The sequence below is a fragment of the Bombella mellum genome, assembly GCF_014048465.1.
In the GTDB taxonomy this organism is placed as follows: Bacteria; Pseudomonadota; Alphaproteobacteria; order Acetobacterales; family Acetobacteraceae; genus Bombella; species Bombella mellum.
Genome location: NZ_PDLY01000002.1, coordinates 1 through 12,842, shown reverse-complemented (window position 1 = coordinate 12,842; position 12,842 = coordinate 1). Strand labels below are relative to the sequence as shown.

The 12,842-nt window shown below is 45.9% G+C and carries 12 protein-coding genes; 9 read left to right on the top strand and 3 right to left on the bottom strand.

Features of this window, described 5'->3' with window-relative positions; genetic code table 11:
* Window positions 1-12: 12 nt before the first annotated feature.
* Window positions 13-1,005, top strand: coding sequence for a UDP-glucose 4-epimerase GalE (gene galE / locus CPA56_RS03145; RefSeq protein ID WP_154981466.1), 993 nt, complete (start codon window positions 13-15; stop codon window positions 1,003-1,005).
* 5 nt (window positions 1,006-1,010) lie between these two features.
* The gene (locus tag CPA56_RS03140; protein WP_154981467.1) at window positions 1,011-2,351 is read left to right on the top strand and encodes a glycosyltransferase family 4 protein; all 1,341 of its coding nucleotides are present in this window, start codon (window positions 1,011-1,013) and stop codon (window positions 2,349-2,351) included.
* Between the two features lie 5 nt (window positions 2,352-2,356).
* Here CPA56_RS03140 and CPA56_RS03135 read toward each other — a convergent pair whose 3' ends face one another.
* From CPA56_RS03135 to CPA56_RS03125, 3 genes are read right to left on the bottom strand one after another with little or no spacing between them, the layout of a single operon-like run.
* Complete coding sequence (locus CPA56_RS03135) at window positions 2,357-3,010, bottom strand: ABC transporter ATP-binding protein (RefSeq protein WP_154981468.1); 654 nt, start codon at window positions 3,008-3,010, stop codon at window positions 2,357-2,359.
* Window positions 3,011-3,019: 9 nt separating this feature from the next.
* Window positions 3,020-3,865, bottom strand: a complete 846-nt coding sequence (locus CPA56_RS03130; protein ID WP_227656546.1) for an ABC transporter permease — start codon at window positions 3,863-3,865, stop codon at window positions 3,020-3,022.
* Entirely contained in the window at window positions 3,852-5,105 is a 1,254-nt protein-coding gene (locus tag CPA56_RS03125; protein ID WP_182040612.1) for a capsule biosynthesis protein, read from the bottom strand. Before CPA56_RS03125 ends, CPA56_RS03130 begins: the two co-directional genes overlap by 14 nt.
* 305 nt (window positions 5,106-5,410) lie before the next feature.
* Between CPA56_RS03125 and CPA56_RS03120 the strand changes: the two genes are divergently transcribed.
* From CPA56_RS03120 to CPA56_RS03090, 7 genes are all read left to right on the top strand, one after another.
* Window positions 5,411-6,583 (top strand): polysaccharide biosynthesis/export family protein, encoded by a 1,173-nt coding sequence (locus CPA56_RS03120; protein WP_227656547.1) that lies wholly within the window; start codon window positions 5,411-5,413, stop codon window positions 6,581-6,583.
* A gap of 151 nt (window positions 6,584-6,734) precedes the next feature.
* The gene (locus CPA56_RS03115) at window positions 6,735-7,424 is read left to right on the top strand and encodes a sterol desaturase family protein (RefSeq protein WP_182040611.1); all 690 of its coding nucleotides are present in this window, start codon (window positions 6,735-6,737) and stop codon (window positions 7,422-7,424) included.
* Window positions 7,425-8,462: 1,038 nt separating this feature from the next.
* A complete protein-coding gene (locus CPA56_RS03110) occupies window positions 8,463-9,005 on the top strand; it encodes a hypothetical protein (protein WP_182040610.1) in 543 nt (180 codons plus the stop codon).
* A 20-nt stretch (window positions 9,006-9,025) separates the two neighbouring features.
* Entirely contained in the window at window positions 9,026-10,177 is a 1,152-nt protein-coding gene (locus CPA56_RS03105; protein WP_182040609.1) for a major capsid family protein, read from the top strand.
* 264 nt (window positions 10,178-10,441) lie between these two features.
* Window positions 10,442-11,011: a hypothetical protein gene (locus tag CPA56_RS03100; protein ID WP_182040608.1), complete on the top strand. Its 570-nt coding sequence runs from the start codon at window positions 10,442-10,444 to the stop codon at window positions 11,009-11,011.
* A gap of 448 nt (window positions 11,012-11,459) precedes the next feature.
* Window positions 11,460-12,032, top strand: a complete 573-nt coding sequence (locus CPA56_RS03095) for a hypothetical protein (protein ID WP_182040607.1) — start codon at window positions 11,460-11,462, stop codon at window positions 12,030-12,032.
* A gap of 116 nt (window positions 12,033-12,148) precedes the next feature.
* Window positions 12,149-12,842 (top strand): glycoside hydrolase family 19 protein (locus CPA56_RS03090; protein ID WP_182040606.1); only part of this gene is annotated, 694 nt, incomplete at its 3' end.

Sequence of the window (12,842 nt, the reverse complement as noted above, 5' to 3'; positions counted from 1 at the left end):
AGAGTTACTAGTATGCGTTGTTTAGTTACTGGTGGTGCTGGGTATATTGGCAGTCACGTGGCCCAAGCATTGATTGATTCGGGCCATAAAGTTACCGTGCTAGATAATCTAAGCACAGGTCACATTGAGGCTATCCCGAAGGGAGCCTCTTTCGAGAGGCTCGATCTGATAGAACGAGATCGACTCAACAATTTTCTGACTCGGGGAAAATGGGATGTCGCACTTCATTTCGCTGCTTTATCTCTAGTAGGCGAGTCAGTCACTCACCCCTATTACTACCTAAAACAAAACTTGATAACTTCGATTAATTTGATTGAAGCATGCGTTGCGAACAATATAAAGAAAATTATCTTTTCATCTACGGCTGCTCTTTTTGATAATACACATCCTTCTCCTTCTCCCATAAAAAGTGATTCTCCCATCAATCCAGCTTCTCCATATGGGGAAAGTAAATTCTTTGTTGAAAAAACTTTAAAATGGGCAGAAAAAATACACAACCTTCGGTATGCATCTCTCCGTTATTTCAATGCTGCAGGGGCCGATCCTCTGGGACGGTTAGGAGAGGATCACCAACCGGAAACTCATCTTTTACCCATAGCTATTGATGCTGCTTTGGGACGGCGACCTCCTTTACGGCTTTTTGGAACAGATTATCCTACCCCAGACGGTAGTTGTATAAGAGATTACATTCATGTTAGTGATCTGGCCGATGCCCATCTTCGTGCTATCTCTCAGATTAATAACAGATCTGTCACCTACAACCTAGGAAATGGGAGGGGCTTCAGTAACCTAGAAATTATAAAAAGTGTTGAGCGTGTTTCTGGTAGAAAAGTCCCTTGGATTCCCGCTGAACGACGTCTTGGCGATCCACCCATTTTGATAGCAGATTCCACAGAAATAAAAAAAGAAACAGGTTGGACGCCACGTTTTTCTGATATAGATGAGATTGTTCGCACAGCTTTCACATGGCGTGAGAAACATCCTGATGGTTACAGGTCCCCCTAACGAGAATGCGTATCTTAATCTGTTCTAATGCATATCCTCCTAATTTTATTGGAGGAGCTGAGCTTGTTGCGCATGAACAAGCAAAAATATTTTTAGCTTTAGGTCATAAAGTGCGCGTATTTACAGGAGAAATTCTTCCGAATCAGAATGATCGATATAAAATGAGACACTTCAAACACGAAGGAATAGATATTTTTTCAATAGGTCTCCATGCAAAAGATTTTAGCCCAGAATATATAAATTTTTTTCATGATCCCGTTGATTTATTTTTCAATCATATCTTAGATGATTTCTCTCCAGATATTGTGCATTTCCATAACATAATGGGTCTATCGCTCAAATTACCGATTATTGCCAAAGAAAAAAATATCAAAACTATATGTACCCTTCATGATTTTTGGGGATTCTGCCTGAGAAATACTGCAATATATATAGATAATAATATCTGTGTTAATAGAAATAAGTGCTTGACATGCCTTAAACATGAATATGGGGACAACAAAAAATATAGACATAACAAGTTTAGAAATGATTTTATTAAATTTTCTTTTCTCCACATAGATCATTTCATATCTCCAAGCTCCTTTCTTAAAAAAGAATATATAAAAAATGGTCTTCCTGAAAATAAAATCTCCCATCTCCAAAATGGAGTCAACCCTCTATTTATCAGTAATACTCTCAAAGGAAGTAAGAAAACTATCATTAGCTTTGTTGGGTATCTAGGATATCATAAAGGAGCGATTATACTCCTAAAAGCTCTACAAAATATCAAGACAAACAAGCCTATAATAGTATTTATAATAGGAGAAGGACCCCAGAAAGAGGAGTTAGAAAAATACTGCCAAATAAATAATATAAATGCACAAATAAATTTCTTAGGTAGAGTCCCTTCGCATCAGATGCCTTATTTCTATAGAAAAACACATATACTTGTCCTACCTTCCTTATGGGCTGAAAACCAACCTGTTTCCATTATGGAAGCTATGGCTTCCTCCTGTGCCGTCATTGCTTCCAATATAGGTGGAATTCCAGAACTTCTAAAAGAAAATAGAGGCGTGACGTTTACTCCTGGCTCTTACCAAGAACTTACTTCTAAATTAGAAAAACTTCTCCATGATCCGTCGCACCGAGCAGAAATATCAAAAAATGCTCATGAAGCTGTTCAAAAAATCACATATGAACGCCAGAGTCAGACTTTACTGTGCATTTATGATGATCTTCTTTCAAAAAGAAGAAAAATATCCTACCATGTGAATAGGTTATTTTTTCCAAAACAGAAGAGAGTAAATGAATTTAATATTCCATTCACTTGGTTAAAATATGTTGATTTGAAATTCAAAAAATAGGATGGCTATAATGAATAGTACCTATCAATTCCTTCATCTAAAGAATTACATCTATGTATTTTCTTGTCATGAATTAATACTGCTTCATCACAGAAATTCCTTAAAAAATCCATGTTGTGTGAAACAACAATCAGTGTCCTGTCACCCCTTTTATTAAATAACTCATCTTCACACCTCTGAATAAATCGAGCGTCCCCAACCATAATCACTTCATCTATTAAATAACAATCAAATTCTATAGCTAAAGAAAGCGCAAAAGCCAAACGTGCATGCATTCCAGAAGAATAAGTTTTCACTGGATCATAGAATTGTCTTCCCAACTGGGCAAAATCTTCTACATATGTCAATGTATCCTTATAATCTAGATCGTAGATGCGACATACAAATTTTAAGTTATCATGCCCCGACAGACTTCCCTGAAAGGCCCCTCCAAAAGCTAGTGGCCACGAAACTGTTACATTCTTTTTAATAACTCCAGCAGTAGGATATTCCACACCACCCAACATCTTGATGAGAGTTGACTTACCGGCTCCATTCCTTCCCAAAATAGCTAACTTTTTCCCCATCTCCACTTGTAAATCTACCTCATCTAAAACAACACGCCTCGTCTTACCTACGTGATAAACTTTGCTCAGCTTCTTACATTCCAACGCCAACATATTTAATCCTCAAGACAATTTGATATATGGCCTTATTCTTTTCGTCATGTACAAACCTATTATTAATAAAAGCATACACGAAACAAAAAGAAAAAAAATAGAGTAATGCGGAACTACATCCAAACCAAATACGCCAGCTCTTATCATCTCGATAGAATTAGCCATAGGAGAAGTATCCTCTAATATCCAGCGATAATGTGCAGGCATCCAATCAATCATAAAAAAAGTACCCGTCCAAGGTATAGATAGATAAGATATAATCCCCATAGCCTTTTCCAACAGGTCAGACAATTCTGTAAGTGCTGCAATCACAAGAGAGAAGCCAACACAGAAAAAAGTAATAAAGCCCATCCCTCCATAGACAAGCCCCCAATCAGCCGGTGCTTTCATATAGCCAAAACCTACTGCACCACCTAGAACAATAGCACCCGCCAAAATCGTCCCAACAACTTCCAAAATAGTTCGAGCCAAAATAATATCCAATGGCGTCACAAGCTGATGAAAAAGCAGACTAGAATTAACCTCATAAGCTTTCACCGCACGTCCCATCGTATGCCTCCACATGGTCAAAGGAACATACCCCGTTACAACCATTGCGGTCATCTGAACACCATGTTCATAAGAAGGTCTAATAGCAGTCCACACAATAGCAACGCCTGCACAAAACAGAATCGGCTCGCCTATCACCCACAAAAAACCAATATTTTCTCTTCCATACCGTGTATGTATTTCTCTCATTATCAGAGCAAAAATTACACGCCCTTGCGCGAGAAAAGCTTGCCACAAAGAAGGAAATTGATGTCGAGCAGCACTTCTACGATTCATTATCAAACCAGAAGAATCATTGTAACGCATGTTCACGTGCCCCAGATACAAGCAGTTTTCCCGTTATATAGATGCCCAATGCTGTAAAGAATGTTATTAAAAGAAAAACAATATTTCTGGGATAAACAGGGTAATCAGGCAGGTTTGGTTGAGCAACTACTGTTACATATAACATTTGTCGATCAGCTTGTGCCTTGGCCATTTCTAAAGCATTTGTTTCTGCAACAATTTTCTTTTCAATAATAGATTTCCTGATCGTTAACTCATCATATCCTAATAGCTTAGGGATCAAAGAAGGCGTTCCCATCCCCTTCCCCGTTATATGAGACTGAGTTTTTTGCATCTGCGCTTTGATTGAAGCAATACGCTGCTCATAAACTTTCCGCAAAGGACTGCTAGGCGTCGTAATATCAAGCTGCTTCTTTTCAGCTTCTATCATCGAAAGAGTCGTCTCCAATGATAGCTCAGTTCCCATCAAAGGAATTGCCTGCTTCATGGGGTCAATAATTTCATTCGTATATCTGTATGAAGCCAGCTTCATTTCCGTATCATGAAGCTCCTTTAACGTATCAATCAACTCTATCTGTGCAGCATGCAGCGTATTATAACGCTGCCTGTCATTCATTTCATTGACAAGCCTTTCACCAGCAGAAAGCAGTGCCTGAGCAATATGCTGAGAGTCTTCCGCTGAGAAGCTCCGTACCGTCAAATGAGATATACCGGTCTCTGCGTCAAGCTGTGCCTTTATGTGATTTTGATAGAAATTGTAAAAACTCTCAAAATCGTTTCTTGTAAAAAAAGAAGGAAATTTGGCATAAAAATCCGCGTACGGCCTATTGAATATGGCTTTTATATTAACTTGCTGAACAAGCATCCTCAAAGCATCACGAGATATCATATAATCCTGTACAGCATATGTATCTTGTGAGCCGCCATGACCACCCTCCAACAAACTACTCATGCCACCTAACGCAGAACTATTCATCGATTTTCCACGCACCAAAAAATGCGTTTCAGAAACATATTGAGGAGCCGCAATAAATAATAAATAAAAGGCCATAATAAGAGTAGGAAGAACTACAACTGTAAAAAATACCCATCCCCTAGAAAAGCACCTCACCCCTACCAATATATTCTCCTTCAATACGGTGCCAGAAGGCAAATATGCCCTGTACCGTTCCACCTTAGAAGGAACTTTATCTCGAACATTATCATCACACACGGACACAGCAGAAGCATCATCCTCATGTTTCGAAGTCAACTCGTTCACTATTAATCTTCCTTTGCTCCATATCGTCGACTTAAGATATCTGCTATCTGTCCTGCGTGAAGTTCTTACCAATGGCATCATTTGCTCGTCAAGCATCCCACATAGGTTACCTCCCAACTTACTGAATCATCAGCTTCTTACCCCTTGGACTTGCTTTACCAGCAGAAAGTGGATAATGACACAGGAATTGCCTCCAGATAGTCGCTTCATCAATTGGGACGAAAATGCTTTCCTTCTCCTCGCACAAAAGATCGTTCTCCTTCAAATTTAAAACCTCCACGAATCTCCTTAAGGGAATAGCCGGGATGACAGCCCTTCTACTTGCGAGCTGCAGTTGGGTGCCTCGTTCCAGTCCCACACAAAAGCAAGTTCATAAATACACAAAATCACCAGCTAACAAAGTAGCACTGGATTATAAGCTGTTTCAAATGACACCAGAAATCGCTGACATTCTAGCATCGGAAATTCGCCCTTTAATATCAACGCTTGATAAAAGCAATCTCAGAACTTCTTTAAATGACCATATCGGTGCTGGTGATGTTCTTGGGATAACAATATTTGAATTGGGGAATGGTCTTTTTTCTTCTTCAGATAGAAGTCTGGGGGGAACCAGTGTCAGTGGCGAAAGCGCAATGGCAGGGGCACCACGCATCTCTGCACAAAACCTTCCTCCAACACAGGTTGAAGGTGATGGAACAATTATGGTTCCTTATGTTGGACGCATGAATGTATTGGGCAAGACCCCTACTCAAGTGGCAACCATCATTCAGAATCATTTGAAAGACAAATCTCAAGATCCACAAGTAATGGTTCGAATTCAAAATGATATAGGAAATACAGTAATTGTTTCAGGAGAAGTCTTACATCCTGGGCGTGTAGTCTTGTCTCTTGCAAATGAACATTTATCGGATGTAGTTGCCATTGCTGGAGGAGCAAAATATCCACCAAAAGATTCTCAAATCGAATTAGTTCGTAATGGCGAAATTGGAGAAACTGATCTTGCAACGCTAGAGAACCATCCCGAAGAAGATATTCGCGCCGATCCCGGTGATCGTATCAGGGTTATCTACCAACCACGTACATTTACGGCTTTTGGTGCTGTGGGACAAACACAACAGCGTAATGAAATCCAATTCGGAACAGCCAATCTCAGCTTAGCAGGTGCTATCGCCCGCATTGGGGGGCCCGCAGACAATAGAGCTGACGGCAATGCTGTTTACCTCATTCGCTATGAAGATGAGACTGTCTGCAAGCGCCTAGGAATTCCAGTTAAGGAAGGTTTTAAATCAGCACCGGTTGTTTATGAAATAGATATGCTAAATCCAACACAGTATTTCTTAGCACAAAAAATTCCTATGAAAGATCATGATACTATTCTAATTGCCGATGCCGCAACTGATGCCATTTACAAGATCGATATGCTTGTAGGTACTTTCTTAGGCCAAGCCGCTACTTTAGGACTTTATGGAGTTCGATAAATAATTTCTATGATAGCAACCAAAATGAATTTGTGGGGACGTAACATTGGAGGCATTCCTTCCTATGAAAAGCCCTGATAAACTCTCTAAAATTCTGAGGTGAGCTATCAAGGCTCCTTTTAAAATGCTTAGTTTCAGGAATAGTGCACATATGTCCGAATCTCTTCCTAAGCCTCTTAACATCTCTGACCGCACTTCTTCCGATAGGACGAAACGCAAAGTTTCAAAGAAAGCGGCACCCGTCCGTATTTTCCAAAAAGATTGGATGGAGGCATTTACGTTAATTTCATTTAGAACTTTTTTGATATTCTGCATATTTTCTGAGGTAATATCTTTAATAATCACGTTTAATTATGAACCAAATTTCTGCGTAGGTGTCGTACTTTTTTTAGCAGGCATTTTTCTGTGGATTATTACAGAATATTTCTTGCATAGATTTTTGTTCCATTTATCAAGTGAAAACAAATCAATAAAAAGATTAGTTTATATTTTCCACGGCAACCACCATATTCAGCCCAATCATCCATATCGTACCTTGATGCCCATTATTGTTACCCTTCCTGCTGGTTTAATTATTTGGGCCATTTTCTCCTACTCGCTAGGTACTGGAATGGGCAGTGCCTTATTTAGCGGCTTTTTCATTGGGTACACCCTATATGATTGCATACATTTCTCTACCCATAATTTCAAAATGACAAAATTTCCATTTTCTTTGTGGAAACGTCATCACTTACTTCATCATTATAAAGATGAAAGTCACAATTACTCAATTAGCTTTCCTTGGCTTGATTCTATTTTTAAGACTCGTTTTGTTTCGGGTACTACCAAAAAGAAGAGATAATATCAAAAATTTAAATGGTTAATTCTATTAGATAGTATATGATCCTTCTAAACCAATAAAAATCCCAATCAATTAAAAGAAACGACACACACATCGAAAGAACACTGTTCATACGTGACACGGTCATCCTTTAAGTGAAAGTGGAGTAAATACCGGATATGATATACCTTTAGTCAAAAAACTTATTTTCTATTCTTTATCAAAGAAAATCGTATAATAAAAAATACCATGAATTTTCTATCTGGGTATTAGATAAATAAAGGAACTCTATGAAAATTTATTTTGATAAGGAAAATTTAGTTGATTTTATAACAAAAATACTAAACTATTACAACAAGAGTGCTATCATGGAGCTACAAATTCATCTTGTATTTGAAGCATGATTCTTTTTTCAACAATATTACCTCTCTGAGAAAACGGAATACAGATCTGTGCCACGAATCTCCCCTTAATGAACGGCTGCGGTCGGCCCAAAATACTTCGGCATTACCCAACTGAAATGAAACATAAGGCGCTACGTCTCCATACTGGCCGGGAAAGAGCCACAGAATGCGGGTGATGTCCGCTATGGCGCAGGGCAACCGTGCGGGGACTTTCGGTGATTTCCTCTTTGCCAGCAGAACCGGATCAGAGACAGCAGCCTTAAAAACACTGCTGGGCCTGACCATTTTCGACATCAACTGGCCGGGATATTCACCGCCACCCGTGATGAACTGGTCGGCAGCCCCGACACCGAAAAGGCCCGCACCTATCTGGCCGATCTCATCCGTTTTACCTCCAGGCAGATACCGTTCGACAACATCCTTGGCATCAGTGCCGCCCTAAAATATGGCGTGATCGACCACCTGCAGGACATGATAAATCCCGGATACACGGCCCGCTATGAAAAGCTCGTCCAGCGCAGTCAGGGGCAGGGCTTCCTCGTATCGCCGACATGGAGCCCCTATGGGCGATAAGGCCGACTTACAGTCCCAGATCACTTAACCCCGGATTTCCGGCCTGTTCAACAGCTCCACGACCGGGGCCTTCCAGGGCCTCATGGTGGCCGACCCGGCAGCCCGCTACCGCCTCTCCATCGGCTATGTCGATCAGAAAGAAACCCTGCCCATGTGGGGCGGCGTCGCCGTCTCCGAGCGTATCGGGCGCATCCCGGGAATGGGGGCCAGCGTCAACAGCGGCACATCCCCCAACAATGGCCGCATGGGGTCCGCCCTCAAGCGGGCCACCTCCACAACGGACATCACCGGCTTTGCGCTGTACGACCATGCCAACCACATGGTCATCACGCCCTCCAGCCGTGCCCCGCAGGCCTATCCCGGCAACTCCATCGGCTTCGCCCGCTTCGGCTCCAACGTGCGGGTGCCCGTCCCGGCTGATCCGGCCCTGCTCAATCAGGTCGGGCAGCTGACCAACGGCTCCTTCGGCTGGGACTTCCAGAACCAGCGTCTGGTGGCAGGCGGCGGCAGCTCCACCATCCCGGTGCGCCTGCTGGTGAACTACGACCAGACGGAAGGCACCCTCAACTGGCTGCGCTCGGACGACCCGAAGGCCAGCTCCGTTCTCGTCCTCATCCAGCTCTGACCCTCTGAAAGGATACGCTCATGGCACTGATTGCCCCTGCCCGGATGACGGTCAATCCGTCATTCACCTCTCCCCGTTTCCTGCTCAATAATGCCGTCCGCTCCGGCTTCATGCGGCTCTTTCCCGGTGACGGGCCGGACGTGAAGCTGACCGAGGGCGCAAAGGCCGTCTATGTCCCGGTGCTGGACCTCCGCACCCTCGCAAAGGGTAGCCAGACAGGCTACAACGAGCTGCCCAGCGTCAGCATCAAGGCCGACTACATCACCACCCCGGCTTACGAGCAGAAGGTGCGTGTCGCCTATTCCCGTGAAGACCTCAACGCCGCCTCGAACTGGAACATCTCCCTGGCGAGTGCCTACACCATGGCCATGCGTCAGGCCCATTTCCAGCTCCTGCGTGATGCCGCCCTGTTCGGCTTCAACCCGCAGAATGGCGAGGGCCTCATCAACAGTGCCTCCGGTACGGTGCGGGAGCGGCTGCAGGCCGACAGCAACGGCAAGACCACGCTGGATGACTACGATCCCGGTCAGGCATTGCAGTCCTTCCTGCGGGCCATCACAGGCCGCCTGAACGCCTGCAACCTGCTGGGCATCTCCGCCCAGTATAATGCGGGCGGACCACCGGTACGGGTCGTCTTCCTTGCGCCGCAGCGTGTGCTGGGCCTTCTGGCCTCCCGCATCGTGGGGCTGACATCCTACCAGCGTCCCGGTGCCGGTTCGGCGTCCATCATCCAGTCCATCATCGACGTCATGAAGGCCTCCAACGTGGACGTGCAGTTTGCGCCGGATGACACGCTGCGGGGCCGTGGTGAAAACGGCACGGATGCGGTCATCCTGACCAGCCCGGAGCTGCCCGACATGGGCGCACAGGGACAGTTTGACACCAACGTGTTTGGCGACGAGTTCCAGCCTGACGAGCGGGCCTGCAACGCCCTGTTCGTGGACCGTGAGGTGCCCGCCGAGATCTCCGGGCCTATCGGGGCCGAGGGGACGGACACGGTGAGCTTCATGACGGTCACCTCTGGCTGGTCCCTGCGTGGTGAGGCCACGGCCATCCTCTCCATCCCCGTGGCGGATGGCAACGAGTTCTCCCTGAACACCGCCCAGGCAGCGCAGGCAACACAGACCGCCAGCACGGCCAGCAGCGGCACGGCAGCCAAGACAGGCTCGTAAGAGCCATAACGAGGCGGAGGGGCCTTGCTGTCATGCCCCCCGCCCGTGTTTGGAATGACCCTTGACCACAGGCCATTTCACGGGTCACATGTTCCCTCCAGAAGGCCGCACGCCCCGATACCGGGGCGGTTTTCTGGCCGGGAGGTTTCTCCACGTTGAGCCACACGCAGATCATTGCCATCTGGGGCACCATCCGGGTCCTGTCTCCCCATGACGGGCCGACAGAAGAACCACAAACGAGACTTTTGGGAATGGGAGTTTAGCATGAACAGCCGTTTTTTTGACATGCTCCGCCGTGCCTTACCCGTCGTGCCGCTGGCTCTCTGTATGTCTGGTCAGGCCAAGGCTGCACCGTCACCCTCTCTGTGTGCTCCAGACGAACAGGTCGCCTTCAGCTGTCCCATCGCCAGAAGCCACAAGATCGTTTCGCTCTGCCTGGCCCCAGGCAAGGCCACCCCTCCCGCTGCACGCTATGTTTTTGGAACCCCCTCGCACCCAGAATTGATCTACCCATCCAGTGAAAAATACACAGCCAATTTCCAATCGTCACATCTAATGTATATGGGCCCCACATCAGGAGAGGCATATTCTTTCATAAACACCGATACGAAATATATTTTGTACGAGATAGATGGTACAGGTTTCATGAATGCCGGTATTCTTGTTCAGCCTGTAGGACATTTACATGCCAGTGCCGAATTACACTGTGTTCCTGTTTCAAAAGAAACAGCAAACGCTGGAGGTGTGTATTTAAATTTAGATGAGATTGATCGTACCAAGAACTGGCAGACAGATTCTGATCTGGAAAATCACGGACTGCCCTCAACGAAGTAAATGAGATACATATGTCGCATCAAGTAAAGGCCACGCCAAACGAAAATGCGGATTGCGTGATGCAGGTGGCAATGAATTTGATGGAAGACCATACTTCAGACACCTTGCCCATAGAGGACAGAGGATCAGGCAGACTGACATGCAGAGTCAGGGAGCCACTCAAACACCAGGACAGACCGAACAACTGGCATATGCGCCAGTATGTATCCTCACACATTCCCGGCCCGAAACTGTTTGCTCAGAGAGACTCACATAACCATCTCACAGGTCACATATTCTCTCCAGAAGGCCGCACGCCCCGATACCGGGGCGGTTTCCTAGCCGGGAGGTTCCTCCATGTTAAGCCACACGCAGATCATTGCCATCTGAGGCACCATCCGGGTCCTGTCTCCCCATGACGGGCCGACAGAAGAACCACAAACGAGACTTTTGGGAATGGGAGTTTAGCATGAACAGCCGTTTTTTTGACATGCTCCGCCGTGCCTTGCCCGTCGTGCCGCTGGCTCTCTGCGTGTCCGGTCAGGCCGAGGCTGCACCGTCACCCTCTCTGTGTGCTCCAGACGAACAGGTCGCCTTCAGCTGCCCCATCGCCAGAAGCCACAAGATCGTTTCGCTCTGCCTGGCTCCGGGCAAGGCCACCCCTCCCGCTGCACGCTATGTTTTTGGAACCCCCTCGCATCCAGAATTGATCTATCCAGCCGAAGGGCGGGCACGTGCCAATTTTCGGACATCTCGTCTCTCATATGCTGCCGGTACAGGCGGCAACGCTTATTCCTTTGTAAAAGACAACACGAAATATATCCTGTTCAATATTTCGGGTACCGGTTTAGAAAATTCTGGAATGATAGTAAAACCTGTCAACAAGCTAGATGCTTCTGCTGAATTGGACTGCAAACCCAGCACAGCATTCGATGCATTGAATGGACGCCTCCTCTTGGATATCACAAGAAGTTGGGGACCTGACCCAGAGCTAGATGGAAACGTACTTCCTCAAACAAAAGTACCTCCCAAAATAAAATAAGGTAATAAAAATAGATCCATTTCAAATACGAAGATACCTGTGCTTTCCATAGCCACCCTGGGTCTTGCGTCTTGAGGTTCAGGGGGGCTGTGATCTTGCGAGATTGGGGGGAAGAAATGTCGAAAGAAAATGCCGATCTTGTCCTGAAAGCGGCCATGGATTCAGGCATCACCAGTCGTAAGGAACTTGCCAATTTCATGGGCCAAGTGCAGGTCGAATCTAGCAATTTCCAGCATCTTGAAGAGAACCTGCACTATTCTCCAGAGAGGCTTCTGGAACTATTTTCTGACAGAGGAGTGAAAACCCTGGACCAGGCTCGTTCAATCGTCGCAGGCGGTCCTGAGTCTATAGGCAATGCTGTCTATGGTGGCGAGTGGGGACAACTAAAGGGGGGCAACCCTGAGCCAGGAGACGGCTATAAATATCGTGGCCGCGGGTTCATTCAGTTAACTGGACATGAAAATTATCGAGAGGCAGGCCAGCGTCTAAATATGGATCTGGTCAATCACCCGGACGACGCCGCCAAACCAGAAATCGCCGCCAGAGTCGCAGTCGATTTTTGGAGGGTCTGCGTAGTTTCCAAAGGGCAGCAGGAAGACATCACTAGAGCAACGTACGGTATTAACGGCGGACGCAACGGTCTGTCAGAACGCATGAAGGCGGTGCATGAGTGGGAGACACGTCTGGAGATGGGCTACAAGCCCGGGATGGCGGACCCGCTGGCCCCCACGCCAACATTGCGGCAGGGCTCTCATGGCAGCCAGGTCTCGCAGGTCCAGAACGAACTCAGGGACCTTGGTTACAGGGACA